We start from the raw sequence: 22,340 nt of genomic DNA, 5'->3' as shown, positions 1-22,340 counted from the left end.
GATATTAAAATTTATACTCGAACTTATACGTTGAAAATAGCTTCGTTCAACAGAAGTTTAATCCGTTCCTGGCGGCCCGAGATGTTGACGATCGGGTTGTTCTGCAGGGCATACTGCTCCAGCGTGTGCAGCGTGGCTTTGCCGGCAACGATGTCTGCGCCGATGCCTTCGCGGAAGCTGCTGTAGCGGTTGTCGAGCACATTGTCGAGCACTTTGTTTTCAATCAGCTTGGCGGCCGCTTTCAGTCCCCATGCATAGCTGTCCATACCGGCGATGTGAGCCAGGAACAGATCCTCGTCCTCGAACGATCCGCGGCGCACTTTGGCGTCGAAGTTGATTCCGCCATCGCCAAGTCCCCCGGCTTTGAGCACTTCGTACAAAGTCAGCGTTGTCGCATACAGATCTGTCGGGAACTCGTCGGTATCCCAGCCAATCAGCAAATCGCCCTGGTTGGCGTCAAGCGATCCCAGCATGCCGTTAATGGCGGCTACGCGGATTTCGTGCTCGAACGTATGGCCGGCAAGCGTCGCGTGATTCGCTTCAAGGTTCAGTTTGAATTTATTTTTCAAATCATATTTTTGCAGGAAGGCAATCGTCGTCGCAGCGTCAAAATCATACTGATGCTTCGTCGGCTCTTTCGGCTTCGGCTCGATCAGGAATTGGGCATCAAAACCGATTTCATTCGCATAGGCGATTGCCATATGGAACAGACGCGCCAAGTTGTCGAGCTCCAGCGCCATATCCGTGTTAAGCAGCGTGTCGTAGCCTTCGCGGCCGCCCCAGAATACATAGTTGGAAGCGCCCAGACGCTTGCCCACTTCAAGGCTTTTCTTCAGCTGCGCTCCGGCATAGGCATAAACATCCGCATTGGAGGTTGTGCCTGCGCCATGAACGAAACGCGGATGCGTGAACATATTAGCTGTATTCCACAGCAGCTTTGTTCCGGTTGACTTCATGTTCGACTCCAGCAGATCTACAATGGTATCGAGGTTTTTGTTGGTTTCCTGCAGCGTTTCGCCTTCAGGCGCGATATCGCGGTCATGGAAGCAGTAATAAGGAATGCCGATTTTCTCCAGGAATTCGAAATTGGCGTCTACGCGGGCTTTTGCCTGATCCATGGCGTTGGCGGAATCCCAGCCGCGAACCGCCGTGCCTACACCAAACGGATCTGCTCCGGACGCGGTAAATGTATGCCAGTACGCTACAGCAAAACGAAGATGCTCTTCCATCGGTTTGCCAAGTACGATTTCCTGAGGGTTGTAATGCTTGAATGCAAGGGGATTGTCCGAACCTTTGCCTTCAAACGCAATCTTGCCGACTGATTTAAAATAACTCATAAATTTGGGCCTCCTAAAATGGTTTATGACGAGCTGTTTGGTTCTTGAAAACGTTCTTATTGTTATATTAGCATTCCCGAACTTGGTTTGTCCATTAAACTAAGTCAAATTTTCAAAAAATAAATTTGCCCTTCTGCTTCTGAATGCTTCCTCCCGCTCTTATTATCCTGAGCAAACAAACAAAAGATGCAACCTTCGTCCTGATCATGGTAAAATCGTTCCCATATCCATGATAGTGGACCAGGAAGTTGGAAGAAAGGAAACCTGAGCGATGAAAACGACCGGAGATTTGGCCCTTGTCAAAAAAATCAATACAGCGATTGTGCTGGATGCCGTTTTGAAGAACGCTCCTCTATCCAGGGCCCAAATATCCGAGCAAACCGGACTTAACAAAGCAACCGTATCCAGCCTCGTCCAGGATCTGATTGATGCTCATCTGGTTATTGAGACCGGTCCGGGCGAGTCAAGCGGTGGACGCAAGCCGGTTATGCTGGTATTCAGGGGCAGCGCAGGTTACGCCATTGGCATTGATCTGGGGGTAAATTACATCCGCGGTGTTCTTACGGATCTGGAGGGAGCGGTCATATCCGGGCGCGAGCTGACGCTCAAGGCCCATGAGATTGAAGACGTGCTGCCGAAGCTGAATGACTGCATCGAATCCTTGATCGCAGCCATGCCCGAGAGTCCTTACGGTCTTGTGGGGATCGGCATTGGCGTCCCGGGAATTGTCAATGATCAGGGCGACATCCTGTTTGCGCCGAATCTGGCCTGGTCGCATGTGCCGATGGAAGCCATCATGAGAGAGCGCTTCGGCGTGCCGGTTACCATCGACAATGAAGCGAATGCCGGAGCCCAGGGCGAGCAGAAGTACGGCGCCGGGCGCGGAATTGCCGATCAAATCTATGTCAGTGTGGGAATCGGGATCGGAACCGGGATTATTCTCGGGAAAGAATTATACAAGGGCGCTTCGGGCTTCTCCGGCGAGCTCGGACATTTGTCGATCGAGATGAATGGCAAGCCCTGCCGCTGCGGCAATAAAGGCTGCTGGGAGCTGTACGCTTCCGAGAATGCACTGCTTGAGCAGGCCGAGCCCTTGGGCTATGGCGATCTGGAGGCTCTTTTGGCAGCTGCCGGCAGAGGGGATGAAAAGGTAATCGAGCTTCTGCGGAGGATCGGCGAATGCTTGGGGATTGGCATTGCCAATATTGTCAACGTGTTTAATCCCGAGGTCGTCATTATCGGCAACCGGATGAGCCGGGCCCGCGAGTGGATCGGCGACGCTGTGCGCGATGCCGTAAGCAGACGTACGCTCTCTTATCACCGGGAGAAGCTGCAGATCCTGTTTGCGGAGCTGAGTGAACAGTCTGCGGTAAGAGGAGCCGCGTATTATGCAATCAGCCGGTTTTTCGTGAAAATAAAAGACGGAGGGTAAGCCCGTTTCATTCCTGAAATGGGCTTACCCTCCTCTAAAATAGCGGGAGTATCGGTGAAACGCGCTGAATCTTATGATGCCTTTGCAGCCGCTTCTGCGTCGGGTTTGGCCTGCTGCTCCGCAGCCGACTTCTTCGCGGCCACGATTTGATCGGTTGGCTGGGTAAGGATGGCGAACAAGACAGCCGCTTCCTCTTGACGTGTCACCGGCTTCATCGATTGGAAGTCGGCAGCGCCGCCGGGCTCAATCTGAACCTCAGGACCATGCAAGCCCAGTGCAACCGTCATTTGCACGGCTTGAACCGCCCATTCCTTCGTTTTCCCCGACAGCTTCACATCTTCAAAAATCTCCGGCGGGTACTGGGCTTTGAGGAGCCTCCACAGCGTGACTGCATACTCCTCGCGAGTAATAGCCCGATCCGGCTCGAACTGGCCGGCGCTGTTTCCCGTGACCATACCAATTTCATAGGCCATCTGAATGAAAGGCGCAGCCGGATGACCTTCAATATCCTTGAAGGCAAGCTCGGTTGTTTTACTGCCCTTGATAAGGCTTGCTTCCAATATTCTCTGTACAAACTCCGCTCTTGTTACGTTTTCCTCCGGATGGAATGCTTCTTCGGCATCATTAGGATAATAGCCCAGGGACTGCAGCGCGAATATATATTTTGCATATGGGTGGCTATCCTTCACATCGCTGAACCCGACTGCCTCCCCGCCCTTGCCGCTGTACCCCAGCGGATTAATATAGGGCTCCTTCATATAAGCGACTTGTCCGTTTTTATCCAGCTTGAACGCGGTAAACTGATTCGTTATATTATCGACAAACAAATTATCGTCTACTTGCCGCAGGCTGCGGGGACCGAGAAACGAATCCGAAATCGACAGCGCCCCCTGCTCATCCGCACCAAGCGATGAAACAAAAACATTCAGCCGGAGATCGGCATAAAGCCCTTTGAACTTATCCAGCTCTTGCGGGGACTGCGGTGTATATTCGTCCAGTTCAGCCGGTTGGGCATACTGCGGGAAGAACGTTGATATGAACTGGGGATAGAACAGATTCCGCAGCGCTCCCGCTTTGTTGTAAGTAAGAAAAACACCGGTATTCTGTTCGGGAATCAGGAATAGATAAGAGCTGAAGCCGTTTAAATCACCGGCTTTGGTGATGATTTGCGGGCTGCTGCCGGCTCCGGGAAGCTGGAAAGGCGCCTCAAAACCATAGGTGGTATCGGGCAGCAGAGGATGAATAAAGGAACGGTATTGTTCCATCGACGCTACGGATTCCTCTGACAAAATACGGCCTGAACCGCTTGTTCCCCCATTCAGGAATGCCGTCATAAATTTACCGACATCCTCTGCTGTCGACAGCATCCCCCCATGCGGCATAACGGTTGGTGTAACCGTATACAGCTCAAGCGGTTTACCGGCTGCATCATAACCAATCGCCAGATTCTCTTTCAGCTTTCCTTCAAGCAGAAAACCGCTGTTCTCCATATCGAGCGGACCGAATATATGATCGTCCATATAAGTCTGGTAAGGCTCTCCACTGACCTCCTGGACAATAAGACCCAGCAGCAGATAGGCGAAATTATCATACATGTATGAAGTCCCGGGCTCGCGGACTACCGGCGGCATATGCCCGCGGACATAGTCTTCGATCTCCACGAACCTGTCGAAATCCTGATGGATATCCTCTGCCTGCGGGTCACGAATTTCAAATCCGGTTGTGTGGGTGAGCAGCTGCTCGACCGTGACAGGCTTATCAAACGGATTGTCGAAATCAAGATTGTTGACATAGCTGCGGAAATCTTCTTTCAAGTCGATTTTCCCCTGCTCCACAAGCTGCATAATGGCCGCAGCAGTAAAGGTTTTGGATACGGAAGCGATGCGGAACACGGTCTGGGCAGGGTCTACCGCTTTCTGCTTCGATGCATCTGCATAACCATAGCCTTTTTCGGCGATGATCTGGCCGTCTTTGACGATGACGACGGAAGCTCCGACATAATTGGGTTTCACAGCATCCGACGAAAAGAATTCATCCAGAAATACTTCCGCGCTGCTTGCCGTCAGGTCCTTCGGCTGCTGTAAATCGCTGCTGCTGCTAACCTCTGCTGCAAGCGCTGTTGGTGTTATGAGCGATATGGACAAGGCCGCAATAACTAACGATTTAACTCCTGCATAGGACATCGACTTCCAAAATAACCGTTTCAATTATCCGCTCACTCCTCTTAACCGTTTATTTTTCCATGGATTGTTGTCTCATATAGATGACCGTTTCCGCATTCCACAATTCTCTTGCTATGGCAAGATATCACCTCCATCAGGTCATTGGATCATCCACGCATGATAACCCTATCGATTTAATACACTTATCGATACATCCATTATGGATATATCTATTAAGGATATAGTAATCAAAGGGGTAATTTTTGTCAATGGGAGATTTAAGCGGGACAATTGCCTGTTTGCGGGTAATTATATTACGGCAGCCGAGGCACAATCGTTCCATAAGATTCCATATTTAATAGACTGGTACCTGTCACATCTCCTTTAAATTATAGATAACTAGATGTCTAATGACACAAACATTTTCTTATAAGCTTACGTACGATTCAAATTCAATTCCGTTGATGAAGAATGTTGTGACACAAACATACCAACAAAACAAACGGAAGTCGGCAGCGAACAGTCACCATCGGCTCTAGACACAGTAACTGCTTGCAACTCGCTCCGGCGTCTGTCACCCGCGCCGGGGTGCGCACCAGCGATCCTTCGGCCTTTGCGTCGCTGCCCTTTCCAGGCAGCTTGACATGATTACACATTGTGGCCTATATTTAATAATATACTTAATTAAGGAGGTTATTAATTGGCTGCGAAGGACTCACTCAGCCTCGTCTTCGCTGCGCTTGCCGATCCGACACGCCGAAACATCCTGACCAGGCTGTCACAGAGGCCAGCGACAGTCGGGGAGATCGCCGAGCCCTTCGAGATTAGCGCACCCGCGATCTCCCAGCACCTCAATGTGCTGGAGCGAGCAGGGCTGATCGAACGCACAGCGAACGCACAGTGGCGGACCCTGTCGATACGCACCGAGCCACTCGATGAGGCATCGGCCTGGGTCGAGAAACACCGCCGTGAGTGGAACCAGCGCATCGACGCACTGGAAGAACACCTCAAGACCATGATCAAAAAGGAGGAACAATGAACATGTCTACATCCGCACCGGAGTTCACCATCACCCGCACCCTGAATGTCCGCCGCGAGCTCGTGTGGCGCGCCTGGACCGAAAAGAAGGAACTCGCCGCCTGGTTGCCTTCGACACCTCTGGAGTCCATCTCCTTCGACGTCCGCGAAGGCGGACGCTACCGCTACACAATGGTCAACGCCGAGACCGGCGAGGAGTATCACACCGGAGGTGTGTTCCTCGATGTCGTACCTTTCGAACGGCTCGTCTTCACCTGGGGTTCCCCCGATGATCCCATCGAGAATTCCCCTGTCGTGACCCTAACCCTCACCGCACAGGGCGACCGCACCGAGATGATCTTCCACCTGCGCGGATTGGTCGGTCAACCCGGCGATAAGTACTTTTACGACGGCTGGTCCAATGCGCTGGACGATTTGACAACGCACCTGCACGACAAGAAGCAGTAGACGGCGAGCAAGAACAGAAAAGGAGCCTTCATGGGTCTCTCTCATCTTCGAACAGATCCTCTCCGCGAGACGGCTGCTCGCAAGATGCCTACGGCGGCATGGGCCAAGTCCCACCGGCAGCCACGACGAGGATGCATCGTCCTCCCACACGGTCCTCGTCGGCTTTGGCATCAGGGTCGCCACTGGATCAAGGGCAAAATAAACGAATGAAAAACTCGACACCACGCGCGGAAAATAGAAACGACCAGTTCCCCTACGAAGCCATCCCCTTTCATATAGCCTGAGCGTCATGGTTTGGGCTGCCGACGTACAGCATGCGGCACATGAAGAAACCCAAAAGCTGCGGCTCATTTTTGTCCGCAGCTTTTGGGTTTGATTTTAGACAGGCTCGTTCATCAATTATTCAAATCGTCCGGAATATCCATGGTCAACGAGAAGGTATAGCCAGGAAGCACATCCGGGAATTCAATGCCATCAATATGAATAACTTTGACAGGATCGAATTTAGCTGTGACCATTTTGCCCTGCGCCTCGTCGAAGTAGCGGGCTTGACCGGCTTTGTAATCCCTGCCAAACCGGCGTATCATGACGCCATAGTTTTGGATTTCAAGAGAGTACTCCGTGCTTGGTGCGTTTACATTTGCGGAAGCGTTATGAATATCCTTTTTTAGCTCCTCATAGCTGCGGCTGTCGAAGGAAACGCGGATGGTGTCTGGGTTGATTTTTTCGGGAAAAGCCCAATGCCATGTGTTCTCTTCGGATTCAAGCAGAATTTCCGGACGGAACATGTATTCCAATGTCATACATTCAATTTTGATGTCGCGGCTGCGCTTCTCTGCGCCGGAAGCGGTAATGGTATAATATCCGGCCTTGGTTTGATTGGGCGCAAGCTCAAATGACGCTTTTCCGTTTACAACATTCTGAGTGCTTAGTACTTTTCCGTCAGGGTCCTTGATCGTAACCGCAGAAGCATCGGACACAACCGGTATCGTTACAGGAAGGCCCTCTACAAAATCTCGTTTATTAACGGTAGCAACGCCATACTGCCCCGGTACCGACCATGGTATTGCCGTCGGGTCGATTTCAAACGGGTGGAACGTGAAGTCTCTTGGGACAACGGATTGGGTTGCAATGTCATTCCCGCGGTAATCCGTGAATGTTGGTGCAATCCCCCGGAAGTTCATGTCCGCCATGGCAAAAGCCGAGGCTGTTTCAAGATTGGTTTGCGCGTGTCTTGTCTTGGGGGAGATGACAAGCCCAAGGTTCTGGGACGCACCCAGCAATTCAAATACGGGTTTTGCGCCGGCTGTGGAGATAGCCACACTTTCAGGACCGTTCCAGAAATCGTCCATACCTTCTGTTATCATCACAGGGCGCGGCGCCATCAGCGCAATCAAAGCATGGTGATCCAGCGGATAATCATACTTGTTGGCGTTGGTGAACTGCTGCACACGAGACGAAAACCATGCAACGTAGCTGCCCTGATTCTGACTCATCTGTTCTTTGCGCAGGCCTGTGCGGGCGCTGTACAAGCTGCTCGGATCCATTTCGTCTGCTGTATAGTTCGTATAGGTGTTGTTGTTGCCTGCGGGATATTTTTTGGAGTCATGGGTAAAACGCAGACTGGACGCGCCCCACTGGCCGGAATGCTGCACATACGCCATACCCATGCGCTCATCAAAGGCGCCCGCCAACAGCGCTCTCTTGCCATTTTGCGAAAATCCGGCAGAAATCATTTGGGTTTCGTCAATTTCAGGGAAAAGACCCTTGCCGGTAACCGGATCACGCCATTCCAGAGCATCTATAACCCGTGATGCGGCCCATGCGCTGGCAATCAACTTGCCCGTGTTGAACTCGACACTGTCAGGGTCGTAAGGGAACAAGTCGTAATACGTCCCGGTGTAATTGGCGTTATTGCCAACATTGGTGTTGCCTGGCCATGGGATAGAGGCATATCCCTTTGCCTGATAGCCTGTCGGACCGCCGCCGATAAACGCCGGAACCGGGAAGCTTTGGCCAATGGCATCAAGATTCTCCTTGGTTGGAAGCGTGAAAGCAACACTAAAGGTCGTTGTTTTAACAATCGGTGCTGCCTGGTCGTCAGGATTTGGATATTCTTTGGTCATGGTCACATTCAGCGTATTGCCGGTACGTGTTGCCACTAGCGTATCCGGTCTTTGAGTGTAGCCGTATTCATAGTATTGAAGCATATTGGCAATTTCCGCACGGCGCGACGTCCAATCCGCAGCGGTTTCAACCATAGATCCGTCATTAAACTTAAACAGATTAGGCAATTCATAAATAGGCTGAAGGCTTCCGACATTCGGGAAGGTCGGGAAGGCCGTTGGCGTTGTGGCGGCGTTTGCCGTAGAAACCGTCTCTGAAATCATTAATAGACAAAGCAGCAGGAATAATAATTTCTTCGTTCTGGACATTGTGCATCCTCCTTGTTATCTATTGGTCTACCATTCAATGATCATTCGGGCTACCAGCACCAGATCCTCGATATCGATCTTGTTGTCGCCGTTCATGTCGCCGCTCTTCACCAGATCCCAGTCCGGATCAGCTGATGTTTTGCCGTACGATTTTGCCATAACTGCCAAATCGCCCACACTCAATTGATCATCGTCGTTGTAATCTCCAGGAATGTATACAATGACTGAATCGCTGAATACCTTTACCGCTTGCCTCAATTGAGTTGCAGCCTGTTCGATATCCGTCAATGTGGAGGACGGATTGTTCAGCACCTGCTGTGCCGCCACGATCGCCGCATTCAGCACCGCTTTCGAGCCTGCCGGATATTGACCGACCTGTTTTCCTTCGACTGCGTTGTCATGCAAGGTCCCCGCTTGTTCAATCAACTCGGCCAATGTCAGCTTCTCGACGCCGATAATCTCGATTGAATGCGAAGCTCCCGAGACTTCATGTTCTGCTCCTGCACCGTCAGCGACCACCGCATTCGTGATTTTGACATCCGCTTGCCCGCTTGCAGCGTCCGCTTTCGCCTTGAAGCTCAGCTTCATCAGGCTGCCGTCCGGACCGGTCTGTAAATCGCCGAGGAAAATGCTAAGGAAGCGAATAACCCCCGGTGCCGATTCTTTATGATCAACGATGATAAAGTCCTCATCCAGCGATGACGAACCGACAAACTCCAGCTTGCCGGCATCGAAGGAAACGGTGATATCCTGCGCAAGCCCCTCGCCGCTGTAATCCTTCAAACTGTAAGTAATGTCAAATGCTTCTCCGGCTGAAACACTTCCGGGTCCGGTCAGAACGCTCCCGCCGCTGCTGCCCGATTTTATCCATTTTGCAAATAGAAACAGATTAGTTCCGGTAACTGGCGTTTTCAAATCCCATTTGTTAACGAAGGTCTCATTATCCAGGTACCAACCGTCAAACGTATAGCCTTCGCGTATCAAGCCTGCCGGGGCTATATCTTCCACTGTGTCGCCTTCGTGCTTTGTTTCAAACATGCTTACGGTTTTGGCATCGTCATTATTCCAGAACATGACGAAGACGCTGGCTTTGTCTGCGGCCATGGCGTGCGTATTAGCCATTATGAAAACCATAGCAATCGCCAGCATGCAGGATAAAAGTCTTTTCCCCATAATCCTAATCTCTCCTTTGAATTAAGCTGCCTGGACGCTAAGGCACCTCTTTTCGATTATTTTATCCCCGAAGAAGATTGCCCAGATAAGAAGAAACGGCTTCGCCGTCCTTTGGCGGCAAAGTTAGTTTCTTCCCTCATAAGGTTGAAAATAGCGGCTGCATTATGCTCTACCTTTTCCTCCCTTCACTGCAGCCTCCTCTTACGTTGTATTATATGAATTCGATAATCTGTAATCCATGGATAAACCAAAAATAATTGGTAATTATCAAATATTTATAATAATATATCCCATATAAAAATCGTAAATTTTTTTGAAATGCTCAAACTAACTATAGTTTTGCAGCCATAGAAGGAGAATAACCTTTGCTCGCTTTGAATACTTTGCTAAAATACGAAATATCGTTAAACCCGCACCGGTCCGCTACCTCGCTCACGGTAAATCCCCCTGTATGCAGCATCATCTCCGCATGATTGACGCGTATTTTGTTGATATATTCCTTGACTGAATAATTCGTATTTTTCTTAAAAAGCTTGCCTAAATAAAAAGGATGCAGTTGAAGCATGGCGGCGATCTCCGCGATATCCACCTCTTCCGCGAAGTGCTCCATAATATACGCCTTGACTTTGTTCACTCTGGGATCATAGGGAGTGTCGAGGGATTGATCGTAATAAATCGACAGCAGACGATGAAGGATCAACTGAAATAGCCCCCGTGCCCGCATCACATATCCCGGCTGCTTGTTCATCCAGACATCGTTGAACTCTCTGATATGAATGAATATCTCATTGGTATTGAAATTCTTGTTCACCCTCTCAAATGGCAGAGGATTGTTGTGATAGGCGTCCATCCATACAAAATTGAAGGCGAACGAGTGCATCGGGGATTCCTTGACCGTCTTGGCCTCCCGGACGCAGCCCGCCGGAATATAGATGACGTCACCGGCTTCTACCGCATGCTGCCGACCGTCCACATTATAAACCGCCTGGCCTTCGACGACGAAAGTAAGATCATGAAAGTGGATCGTTTGCTTCTCTATCTCCCACTCGGGGAAGCAGCGCCGATCCACAAAATAAACGACTCTGGGAATATGGTTTTGAAATCGTTTAATGCCCATATGAACGCTCCCCCGTATTGAGCTCTTTCTTCTTCCTGTAAATCCCAGGCGTCACACCAACAATTTTCTTGAAGGCTCTGTGGAAGGAAACGGCATGAATATAACCGACCTGGACGGCAATGTCGGGAATCGAATGATCGGTGGACAATAGAATCTGCTTGGCATTCTCCATTCTGACGACAGACAGATAATCGATGAAATTGATGCCTAATTGTTCCTTGAACAGGTAGCTTATATATTTCGGATTGATTTTGAATACATCGGCAAGATGAATCAGAGAGAGATCGGGATTCGTATAATGCTCATCAATATAGCGTCGTACCTCCTCAACTGTGGAGGCATACTGCTTGCTGTCCCGCAAATGCTTCATCTGTGCTTCGAAGGTCAGCAAGGGACCAAGAAACGATTGCTGCACCTCCTCCAGGCTTTCAAATGTGGAGAAGGTCTGGCTGAGCATCGGCAGCGCCAGACTTTCCCACACTTTCTGATAATCCACCGGAAGCTCTTTGATCTCTCTGTGGAATGTATTGAGAAGCACGTTGATCAGCGCAACGGCGTCATCCCGGTTCATGCTTCCGGAGCGGAACGAATCGAACAGCTCATTGAACGCTTCCTGCCAATTGGGCTCTCCCATCCGGTACATTACCGGTATTCGGCGGATTTCCGGCAAAAATTCATGAATCGACAGGTAGTACGTATCCTCAATGGTATTTTCCGTAAAAATGACCTTGTTCGTTCCCGAAAAAATCTTTTGCTTCAATGTATCCGACGCCTGCTCGAACGAAAGCGAGATATTGTCCGGCGAATCGACGATACTGCCTACTCCAATCGTTACCGTATATTTCAAATGCTCCTGGACCCATCTGCGGAAGGGTTCGAGCAGATCCGTGACACCCGGCTTTTTTTGAACTTCATTATGAGGGTCGCCGAGAAGCAGCATAACCAGTTTGTTGCTCTCCAGCCATTCCAGCCAAATGGTGCATTTCACGGACAGGGCCACTTCCTTCGCAACGTTGACCATCGCGAATTTGATCAGATTCTGATCCCGCTGGTTGTATTCCACGCAAAATTGCGGATACTTGTCGATCTCGGCCACAATGACGCGGAACTGCTGCGAATCGTAAGGAAGCTGCAAGCCGGCCATCTCGCGCCGCCATTCCTCCGACCCGACGACACGGTTGCCCATGAGCACATCATGATAAAATACCTTTTTCTTATAGACCAGATCCTCCTCATGCGTTTTCTCGTAATCGATGGATTGGCGGATTAGACGGTCGATGGCGGAATCGATAATGATCAATTCATGATTGCCTTCAAAATCGATGATATTGTCCTTCCGCTGTGTAAATGACTGCAGCCGGTCCATAATCGTACCGATCGGCTTGTAGTTGATTCTGGCGATAAATATAAACCACAAAATGCCGATAATCGTGAAAAATAATGCCGCAGCGGCAGGAATGATAATGGAGGCTTCGGGAAACTGCTTCACGGCAAAACGGCTAAGACCGCTGCGAAGCGTCCATCCTGTATATTCGGAGCGCAGCTCCGCCAGAATTTTCCCGTCCTCCTCCGAGCCGGAGCCGCTGAAGGAATGGCCGGACCGGTTAAACAGCTCAATATAGCCGTCGTTTATTTGGGAATCCGGATTCAGCAGCGCCTTAATGGAGGAGGTTTTGACATTAACCACCAGGGCTCCGAGCTCTCCGTTCGCGAACGGAATATCCTTCACCAGGGAGACGACCTGTTCCGTCCTGCCTTGAAATATCGGCTCCTGATAGCTTCTTGGATCGCTCCACGGCTTGGAGGGCTGCTCCTTCAGCTGCGGAATCAGAAAGGCGGCATCCGGGAATGCGGACAGGGGAATCCGCATCAGATTAGTCAGAACCGTATTGTCGCTTCTCCGGTACAGATAGACCGAGTCGATCAGCGGATTAATGACCTTCCAGCCTCTGATCGTCTCCGAGGCTGCGCCTTCCTCCAGGACGAGGCCTTTGCTGTCGTAGAAGAAGCGAATCAGCCTGGAATTATCGGACAATTCCTTTATTACCAGCTTATCAATCTCCTGCAGCGAGTAATCGACCAGCCTCAGCAGACGTTCGGTCGCTAAAGCATTGACCTGCTGCGAGGCTTTCTTGGACATGTCGTTCAGGGAGATAAAGGTAATGCAGGCCAAAGTGATAAGCACCATCACGAAAAAGGAGACATAGGGAATGAGCTGTCGATATAACCATTTCCGGTTCACGGGGGCGCCTCAATTCTTAAATGAGCATTGTATTCACCAACTGATACAATTTGTATCCCAATTGACACAACAACAAGCGTTTGCAGCAGCGCAGCAAGCTTGACTTAAGACCGCTATTTTGCAAGGTTAACCGGCACCCTACCGGATAGAATAATAGTCTTTGGTGAACAGCACTCTATCCTTTTTCTCCGTGAACCATTTTCCGTAATATTCATCCACCGCAAGCCCTCCGGACTGCTCCCAGGCATTCCGTGCGTCCGCAACGGCCTGCTCAACCGAATACGACGGGTTCACAATCGCTTTATTATAGATGTCGGTAAGCGCCTTGGTGCCGTCATTGATGGATAATTGCAGCGTCTGGGGCAGTGTCGGCCAATTCCCGATGGGATAAGCGAATTGCAGGGCGGGATTCAGAGAGAATTTCTCCCCCTGCTTCTCAATCATGATGTAATCCTTGTCGATCGGATCCTCCGGATTAAGCGAGGCCGCCAGCGAGTTGCATTTGCCCAATATAATGCGTGAAGCCGGCATGTACAGATCCAGGGTCCAGGCCATCTCGCGATTATACTTCTCCCGGCTGGTATATTGATAACAGCCTTCCTTATTGATGAAATAATGCTCGCCTTCTATCCCGAACCGGAGCGCCGTCAAGGCTTCTTCCGACACGATAAAGTCGATGAATTTCATTACATCCCTGGGGCTTTCCGCCTGCTTGTTGATCGCTCCGACGAGCTGAACCGGGGCTTTGGCGAACGGATTGAATTGACCGAATGGCCCCTCCGGGAGCGGCATTGCCTTCACTTTGGCGGACGGGACTTTATCAATGAGCGATTGGATAATGGGATAGGCATCCTCAATGCCGCTGCTTACCCAGAATATGCCGAGCTTGCCGTTCACAAAATCAAGCTTGGCCTTCTCCCCGCTGCTGTCCGCCAGGAAATTATGGTCGATAAGTCCGTCCTCGAACAATTGTTTCTCATAGTCCAGGGCAGCCTTCACGCGGTCCCAGGCCCGGATAACCTTCCCGTCTTCAAGGATATAACCGACGTTCTGGAACATCATATCGATAGGCCGTATGCCGCCTGCCGTTTGACCGTTCAGCAGCGAGCCCAATCCTGCAAAGTTAATTCCCAGCGTATCCTTGATGCCGTTTCCGTCAGGATCCTGATATGTAAACGCTTTCGATACTTCATATAATTCTTCTGCCGTACGCGGCTGCTCCAGATGGAGCGCATCGAGCCAATCGCTGCGGATCAGCAGGGAATGATTGGTCTTGATCCCTGTTATCTGGGCGATCAGATACATATTGCCGTCCTCTTCCGTGGCCAGCTTGCGCACCGAAGGATACGCATCCAGCAGCTGCTTGTAATCCTTGCTGTAGCGGTCTACCAGATCATCGATGGGAAGCACCTGCTGGTTGGCAATCAACTCATTAAGAAAGGACCATTCGTAGTCCAGGATCAAATCCGGCGCTTTTCCCGATGCCAGCAGCATCTTGTACTTCTGCACGGAATCGCCGCGCGAGATCGGAACAAATTTGACATTCACAGGACTATGCTCGTTAATCCACCGGGTCCAGCGGTTATTGTCTACCGTGCCTTCCGCGGTGGGAACGCTTCCACGATCATAAATGCCGACGGTAATTTGAGGCTTTTCTGCTGCAAGGGGCGGGGCGGAAGATTCTGCTGCCGGGTTGCAGGAAGTCAACGTCAGCAGCATGGAGAAAATCATTAAGGAACTAGCGGCAGTAAGTACCCGGAATCGCTTCCATATAACCATGGATCTGTCAGCCTCGCCTTCTCTTATTTCACCAGCTTTTGGAAGTAATATCATTGTAGCAGGCGTGGGCTGGAAACGTCCATATACTTGTTTCCGAGCCTTAACATTATTCCAAAAAGAATCTTCCTTCCACCATATCATGCATGCTTTGTGGCAGTTTCTTATTCCTTATCCTGCAAAAATCGCTGCTGCTATTTCCGCCAAGTCTTGTATATTGACTATGCCATCTCCGTTCAGGTCATAATCCTTGGCTTCCATCCAATCCGGCTGCTCCGAAGTCCGGCCATAGAATCTTGCGGTAACCGCCAGATCGCCTACGCCCATTTTCCCGTCGTGGTTGTAATCACCCGGCAGCGAGGTGCTTATCGTCAAATGATGGGCTGCGCTGCCCACTGAAGTTTCTATGCCTTGACCGTCACTGACAATCAATCTGGTAACGGTAATCGCAGATGCTCCCGATGCCGCTTCCGGCTTCACTTTAAACTGCAATTTGACGAAGTCGCCGCTTGGACTGGACTGCAGCTCTCCGAATCGGACCGCTATGAACCGAATTCCGCCCGGTGACTGGACATGATCCAGGATCGCGTAGCGTTCCGCATCCAAAGCCTCTGTGCCGATCAGTTCCAGTTGATCCGGATTATACGTCAAGGTCAGATCCTCAGCGGTTATAGCGCTCTTCCGCCCGCTTAATCCGTATATCAAGTCAAAGCTATCACCCGCTCTTGCGGTACCCGGTCCGGTTAATACGATGGCTGCTGTCTCCTCCGCCACGCCCGACAGTATCCAGCGGGCAATCTCGGACACGTCGGCTATATCCACCTGCCCGTCCCCGCTCACATCCGCACCGGCATAGCTGCCCCAGTCGGGATCGGCGGATGTTCTGCCGATAGACGAAGCTGCAATAGCCAAGTCTCCGACCGATCGGTTGCCGTCCTGGTTCAAATCCCCCTCGACGGCAGGAAGCAGCTGGATGCTCCCGAAAGAAGGACTCTCCGCATTATCAGCCTGCGCAGCCGGCAATCCTCCGAGGCCTGCTGTCATACCCAGCAGTAGTGCCGCCAGCAATCTTCTCACGCCCGCTCCCAATCTCATAGGCTTTTCCATTCTCCTTTCCTGCAGGTGCAGCTTCACGCCTTAATCTGCCCTGTAGTCCAGCAAAGCCATAATCAAAGTCACGGCTTCCGCACGGGTTGCCGTACCAGCAGGATCAAAACGGTTGTTTCCCTTCCCGTTTACAAGTCCGGCTTCCGCCGCTGCCGCGATGGCAGGATGTGCCCAGGATGGAATGGTGCCGGCATCGGCAAATTTGGATTTCCCTTCCGCTTCCATATTCAGCCCTGCAGCCCGGGCGATCATGACCGCCATTTCAGCACGGGTAATGGAATTGGCGGAACGGAAGGTGTGGTCCGCATACCCGACAATGATGCCCGACCCTGCCGCCTCCGACACAAACGGCCTCGCCCACTCGGGAATCCGGTCCAGATCGGAGAAGTTCAGCGTCACGCCGTCTCCCGACGCGGGCAACTGAACCGCGCGCACCAGCATCGCGGCAAATTCGGCGCGGGTAACCTTGCCATTCGGACGGAAGGTGCCGTCCTCATAGCCCTTCACAATACCGAGTGCTGCCGCCCGCTCGACCGCCGCCTTCGCCCAGTGGCCATCCAGATCGCTGTATGTGACGGCATTCTCCGCCGAAGCGATATCAAGCTTCAGCTCAACATCCGGCGTCAGCGTCACCGCCTCAACCTGGCTGTCGACGAGCTTGACCCTCGTCAGCACAACAGCCGTCTCACCTGCGGCAATGCTCTCAAAGGACAAGGTCGCAATCGCAGCCTTGCCATTCTCCCCCGCAGTCTTGCCAAGCTTCGTATGCGCAAAGACGATCTCCCCGTCCTTGTCCATCGCGGGTACGGTAAGTCCAGTCCAGTGTGATGAAGCGCTCTTGAAGCGCAGATGCTCCGCATCATAGCTCATACGCAATTCATAGCCATATAAATCAGTCAGCTGTTCCCCTTGGACCGTCACGCGGATGTCCTGACCTACAGCGGGAGCCTCATTGTTTGCCGATAATGAAAAATGCGGCGTGTCCGCTCCCATTGCAGCATAAGGGAATAATGAAAGGCCAAGCAGCAAGCATAAGCCCAGTGCGGTAAATTTGCGTCTCAACATGCATATCCATCCCTTCCCATCAATAGGGGGGAGGAAGACGTGAATCCCATGTCTTCCTCCCGGAGCAATCGGTTCATTCCAGTATCTATTGCCAGTTGATAATAAGTCTTGCAACGGTTACAAGATCCTGAATATCGATAACATTGTCGTTGTTCAGGTCGAACTGCTTCAGATCATTCCAATCCGGATCGGTAGAGACTGATCCGTACGCTTTGACCATAAGCGCCAGGTCGCCGACGCTTACTTTGTTGTCATGGTTGTAATCGCCGCCCACCGACACGATTACAGAGGCAAGGAAGGTCTGCAGCGCCGTATGAAGCTCCGCTGCAGCTTGCTCGATTTGCGCCTGCGTGGAGGACTGGCTGTCGTGTACGGCCTGTGCGCTGTTGATCGCAGCAAGCAGTACTGCTCTGGAGCCGGCCGGATATTGTCCGACTTGGCTGCCTTCCACTGCCGCATCGTACGCTTCCTGCGCCGCTTCGATCTGCACGGTCAGAGCCTGCTTGTCGATAACATTGATCTGCACGCTGTGCGACGTGCCTTCAAACTGCTTCTCGACACCCGCGCTGCTCGCAACGACCAGGTTGGAGATGGTGACATCGGTGGTTCCCGCCTGCGCGTCCGGCCGCGATTTGAAGTGGAGCTTCAGGAGATCGCCGTCAGGATTAGCCTGCAGCCCGCCCAGATGGATGGCGAGGATGCGGATTTGGCCCGGAATCTGCTTGTAATCCGCCACAATAAATTCATCATTTGCCGACGTTACAGGATTATCAGCAAGCTCCAGCTTCTGTGGATCGTAGGACAGGGTAATATCCTGAGCTGCTATTTCCCCCTGGGAACCATCCAGAGCATAAGTCAAATCGAAGGATTCGCCAGCCGAAACCGCATCGGCACCATTGAGCGTAACCGCGTTCGCCTGACTTGCAAGCTCCTTCAGCCCGGTATCGTCCAGGTAGAAATTAGTTGTGAAGTTCGTTGTCGTATACACCAGCTGAAGCGCACTCACATCACCGGGATCCTCGAAGGTGAACTGTCCCTTGACTGCCGTCCAGGCTGAAGCTGTCAATTCCTGCTGCGCGACTGGAACGGTATAGATTCCTTTGCTGGCGCTGGTCACACGCAGATAGATGCTCGCCGTATCATGCTCGAAGCCGCTGTTGTACGGATAGAAATATCCCGCAACCTCATATTTCGATTGATCATAAAGCTTGTTCAGAATAGACTGTCCGATGCCCACTGTCGGGTCTGCGGACTGCCGGTTCAGCAGCCGGCCTGCGCGCGAGCCGCTGTAAACGGAAGTCGTTACCGTATTGACCGTCCCATCGCTGCCGCCGCCATGGCTTCTGATCCAGGGAGAGGCTGAGGAACCGCTTTCGAAGCCCGGATTGGCCAGCAGATTGTCCCCGATCGCCGGTGCCAGATTGCCGTCGTTGAAGGCAAAGGAATCGACGTTGAACATCTTGCCGTCCCGCCCGCCGGTGAACACCACATACATATCGTGGAAGCCGTAGGCGCCATCGGCCGAATTGGTATCGATCATCGTAGAGACCGTCAGCCATCGGCCGGGATCGTTCAGCGGAGGAACATTCATGGTACCGACCACCTTGCCGGAAGCCGGATCATCGAGCCTGATCTCGATTTTTCCCCCGCCCTGGGCGGCTACACGGGCATTCATGCTCAGCACATACCGCTTGTTCGCTTCGCCGTTTGCGGAGCCGTCCGCAAAATTGACATTCGCGTATTTGATGTAATCGCCATTGCTGAGACCGGTCACTGCCTGACCGCCGCCGCTGCCGCCTGTCGCCTTCACGCCCGGAGACTGGCCGTCATTTTCCTCTGCCTCATAAGTCGAGAAGACATCCTTCTGTTCGGGAAGTGCAGGAAGCTCGTATTTCTTTGGTATAAAGGTCGTCACACTGGAGCCCTTGAGCTCCATCGTGAACGATTGGCCGGAAACCGCGATATCGCCCAGCTTCTTCAAATTCTCATTGGGAGAGGTGCGGTACGGAACGACTGCGTCCACTCCCCCCGGGAAGTCCTGCAGATCAAAGGTAATGGTTTGCGGCCTGGAATCGTTATTGACCGCAACGATAGAGAAATTCCCCGTCTGCGGATCCTTATAGGCCGTAACCATAACCTCGTCCACAGGATTCTTGTCGGCGCCAATCATTACATAACCCGGACGGATGAACCGGCTGTAGTTGCCGAAAGAATAGTACCGCTTGAACACCCGGTACTGGCCGTTCTCCGTCGGCGCGAGCGCCTGATTGCTGCCGTCATTGCTCAGACGGATCAGATCGGAGCCGTCGGCTCCGTTGTTGGCGGCCGGCCACCACCAGAAGTAAGCGCTGATGCCGGTATTGTGGAACATATTGCCTATCAGGTTCGCGTACCGCAGCGCATCGGTAATCGTGTTGTTCTCGAAGGTTTGCAGACCCGTTCCCTGATTCATATACTCGGTCTGCCAAATCGGCTTGCCTTTCTCCCTGGACACCGGAAATTCGGGAACATTCGTGCCGATTCCGTAAGCATGTGTAGCTACGACATCCACATAATTGACCGTCACGGGATCGTTAAGCGCAGGAAGCGCATAAGCTTCGGTGAAGTTCACATGCTCGGGCATAACGATCTTGGCCGGCACCTTTCTTGCAGCGAAGGTCGGTCCCAAATTATCGCGGATAAAGACATTCATCTCATCGGCCGTCCAAACCGTGCCGGAATAGGCAGGGCCTATATTCGGCTCGTTGGCCAGCGATATATAAGAGATATCCAGATCGAAATGCTTCTTGTAGCCCAGAACATATTCGGCCAAATAATCGGCATAGTCCTGATAATTCTCCTTCTTCAATTTGCCGTTGCCTGTACCCAGGACGCTGTTGTTCGTTTTCATCCAGGCCGGCGGGCTCCAGGAAGAGGTCATAAACGTCGTGACGCCACGCTTCTTGGCTTCATTCATGAACCAGATTTGATATTTGTCGAAGTCAGCCTTTTTCGTTGCCCACTGGGGATCGTCCCACACAAATACGCCCTTCTCCGGTTCGATCGTTTCTGTCGGCCCATCGTACTCTTTGCTGCCCCATGTGCCGCCGTCCCCCATCATGTTGCGGACGATGCTGATGCCGATGCCGCTTTCGCGGGAGAAAATCATATCCAGTATTTGCGTCCGCAGAGGCTCCTGAAGCCGCATGATCGAGCCGGCCTTGTGGAAGGCCCCGGAGCCGCCAAAGCCGTCAACCTTTTGCAGCTCCGTGTTCCAGGTTACCTTGCTGACAGGGGCCGCCGCTTTTGCTTCCGGCAGCACCCATCCGCTGACGACCAAAGAAAGACAAAGGCATAAACTTAAGAATTTGACCGCATTCCTCGTTATCATGAAGAACGTCACTCCCTCTGGCTTCTATTGGGCAGCAGCCCACTGCTCTTCATATTCCTTCGCTATTTGATCCCCGCCGCTTGAAAGCCAGCGGTCCATCTCGCTTTTCCATTTCGCTTCGTCCATTACACCCATGATGAATTTGGTATTTGCATCCGTGATGATCAGCTCAAGCTCGGCTCCGCGCTCCACCTGCGTTTGGGAAATAAACGGATTAGCCGGATTGTTCACCAGATGATTCTGGTTCTCCGTTGTAACCTGAAGCTCTTTGGTAACCAGCGGATTCACATTGCCCTGCATTTTGATCGCGTCCAGCGAGACGGCGCGAAGCGGCCATTTGTAAGGGAAGCCGACTTCGTTGTCAAACTTCTCCTGGTCGATGATTTCCGGTTTGCCGTCCTTCATGGTATAATGCGTTCCTTCAATTCCCCATTCCAGCAGATCCGCCATTTCCTGATCAGCCAGCTGGTCGAAGAATTTCAGAATTTTCTTCAGATCATCTTCCGTCTTCACGCTAGATTTCGGGAACATCAGAATGCCGTTCGAGCCAAGAGCCGCCGCAATCCGTTTGCCTTTGTCCGTGCTCAGAATGCTGAAGAAGTCGACTGTCGCATCGGGAATGTGCTGTTGAATACGGGCTTCATAAGACAGCGCCACATTAGTGGAATTGGCGATGACGCCGGCCTTGCTGTTCTCGAATTCGCCTTCCACTTTGGGACGGTCCATGATGGCGAAATCGGGATGGATCAGACCTTCATCGAATAACTGCTTCTGGAATTTCAGACCTTCCAAATATTCCGGTGTAAATACATCACGGGTAAATTTGCCTTCCTGAACATCCCATACGTTCGGCGCTCCGAAGAATACCCCGAATGTGGATGGAGCAGGTCCCGAGCCGCCCAATGCGCCCATCGTCATGCCGTAAGTGTCGTTTTTCCCGTTTTTGTCCGGGTCCTGATCCTTGAACGCCTTCAGCATCTGATGAAACTCTTCAACAGTTTGCGGCTCCTGCAGGCCGACATTCTTCAACCAGTCCACCCTGTAGATGAAAGCGTCGCGGGCCAGCGGGCGTTCCCTCGGAAGCCCGAATACTTTTCCCTGGAATGCGACATTATCGTAGATGGCCTGATTCAGACTGGATAGATTAGGAAAATCCTTGATGAAGGGAGAAATATCCCAAAACACATCATTTTGAAACGCGGAGAGCAGGTACGATTGCTTCGGCGCGCCGTAGCTTGCAATGACCTGGGGCAGGTCGCCTGATGCGATCATGACAGAGAGCTTATCCTGGTAGGAATTCCCGGGGAAATGATCGATCTCCAATTTGGTATGAGTATAGCTTTCGATGGCCTGCTGCACGGCATTTCCGGCCTGCGGAACGTCTTTTCCGTCGAAATTCACCGCCATCTTGATTGCAAAAGGCTCGGTATCAGCGGGCTCCGGCTCTGCCGCCGCCGGTTCATTGTTTGCCGTTTCATTGTTCGCCGTGTCTGCCGGCTGCTGCGGTGCGGGATTATTGCTGCCCCCTGAATTCGAACTGCATCCGGTCACGACAAGCATGACTGCGAGCAGTACGGATAATGCCCCCGCTGCCCATCTTCTTCTGTTAACCATCTTTACGACCTCCTGTTAATGCTGA

At 51.9% G+C, this 22,340-nt stretch carries 14 protein-coding genes; 3 read left to right on the top strand and 11 right to left on the bottom strand.

Translation table 11 applies throughout. The features are described 5' to 3' along the window. Positions 1–23 precede the first annotated feature (23 nt). Positions 24–1,337, bottom strand: coding sequence for a xylose isomerase (gene xylA / locus AC0YNV_RS33245; protein WP_210044109.1), 1,314 nt, complete (start codon positions 1,335–1,337; stop codon positions 24–26). Positions 1,338–1,608: 271 nt separating this feature from the next. Between xylA and AC0YNV_RS33240 the strand changes: the two genes are divergently transcribed. After that, the gene (locus AC0YNV_RS33240) at positions 1,609–2,769 is read left to right on the top strand and encodes an ROK family protein (RefSeq protein WP_210044108.1); all 1,161 of its coding nucleotides are present in this window, start codon (positions 1,609–1,611) and stop codon (positions 2,767–2,769) included. A 71-nt stretch (positions 2,770–2,840) separates the two neighbouring features. Here AC0YNV_RS33240 and AC0YNV_RS33235 read toward each other — a convergent pair whose 3' ends face one another. Next, positions 2,841–4,976, bottom strand: coding sequence for a serine hydrolase (locus tag AC0YNV_RS33235; RefSeq protein ID WP_475771874.1), 2,136 nt, complete (start codon positions 4,974–4,976; stop codon positions 2,841–2,843). Between the two features lie 655 nt (positions 4,977–5,631). Between AC0YNV_RS33235 and AC0YNV_RS33230 the strand changes: the two genes are divergently transcribed. Together AC0YNV_RS33230 and AC0YNV_RS33225 are read left to right on the top strand one after the other, a co-directional pair. Beyond that, positions 5,632–5,970 carry an ArsR/SmtB family transcription factor gene (locus tag AC0YNV_RS33230; protein WP_475771873.1) on the top strand — a complete coding sequence of 113 codons (339 nt, stop codon included), beginning with the start codon at positions 5,632–5,634 and terminating at the stop codon, positions 5,968–5,970. Between the two features lie 2 nt (positions 5,971–5,972). Further along, a complete protein-coding gene (locus AC0YNV_RS33225) occupies positions 5,973–6,416 on the top strand; it encodes an SRPBCC family protein (RefSeq protein WP_475771872.1) in 444 nt (147 codons plus the stop codon). 395 nt (positions 6,417–6,811) lie between these two features. Here the strand turns inward: AC0YNV_RS33225 and AC0YNV_RS33220 are convergent, their stop codons facing one another. From AC0YNV_RS33220 to AC0YNV_RS33180, 9 genes are all read right to left on the bottom strand, one after another. Beyond that, entirely contained in the window at positions 6,812–8,851 is a 2,040-nt protein-coding gene (locus AC0YNV_RS33220) for a glucuronyl esterase domain-containing protein (protein ID WP_475771871.1), read from the bottom strand. 27 nt (positions 8,852–8,878) lie between these two features. Then, positions 8,879–10,024 carry a cohesin domain-containing protein gene (locus tag AC0YNV_RS33215; protein ID WP_475771870.1) on the bottom strand — a complete coding sequence of 382 codons (1,146 nt, stop codon included), beginning with the start codon at positions 10,022–10,024 and terminating at the stop codon, positions 8,879–8,881. Between the two features lie 331 nt (positions 10,025–10,355). Beyond that, positions 10,356–11,141: an AraC family transcriptional regulator gene (locus AC0YNV_RS33210; protein ID WP_475771869.1), complete on the bottom strand. Its 786-nt coding sequence runs from the start codon at positions 11,139–11,141 to the stop codon at positions 10,356–10,358. Next, positions 11,131–13,383: a helix-turn-helix domain-containing protein gene (locus AC0YNV_RS33205; protein ID WP_475771868.1), complete on the bottom strand. Its 2,253-nt coding sequence runs from the start codon at positions 13,381–13,383 to the stop codon at positions 11,131–11,133. The genes AC0YNV_RS33210 and AC0YNV_RS33205 overlap by 11 nt, the downstream gene beginning before the upstream one ends. A gap of 138 nt (positions 13,384–13,521) precedes the next feature. Next, complete coding sequence (locus AC0YNV_RS33200; RefSeq protein WP_210044097.1) at positions 13,522–15,162, bottom strand: extracellular solute-binding protein; 1,641 nt, start codon at positions 15,160–15,162, stop codon at positions 13,522–13,524. 168 nt (positions 15,163–15,330) lie between these two features. Then, a complete protein-coding gene (locus AC0YNV_RS33195; RefSeq protein ID WP_475771867.1) occupies positions 15,331–16,254 on the bottom strand; it encodes a dockerin type I domain-containing protein in 924 nt (307 codons plus the stop codon). Between the two features lie 42 nt (positions 16,255–16,296). After that, positions 16,297–17,331 carry an S-layer homology domain-containing protein gene (locus tag AC0YNV_RS33190; RefSeq protein WP_379113393.1) on the bottom strand — a complete coding sequence of 345 codons (1,035 nt, stop codon included), beginning with the start codon at positions 17,329–17,331 and terminating at the stop codon, positions 16,297–16,299. An 85-nt stretch (positions 17,332–17,416) separates the two neighbouring features. Continuing rightward, entirely contained in the window at positions 17,417–20,701 is a 3,285-nt protein-coding gene (locus AC0YNV_RS33185; RefSeq protein ID WP_475771866.1) for a carbohydrate-binding protein, read from the bottom strand. A gap of 24 nt (positions 20,702–20,725) precedes the next feature. Next, positions 20,726–22,315, bottom strand: a complete 1,590-nt coding sequence (locus tag AC0YNV_RS33180; RefSeq protein ID WP_475771865.1) for an extracellular solute-binding protein — start codon at positions 22,313–22,315, stop codon at positions 20,726–20,728. Positions 22,316–22,340 lie beyond the last annotated feature (25 nt).

The organism is Paenibacillus sp. JT31N11, assembly GCF_056269285.1.
The sequence above is the reverse complement of the archived record's forward strand: the minus strand, read 5'-3'. Positions and strand labels throughout refer to the sequence as shown.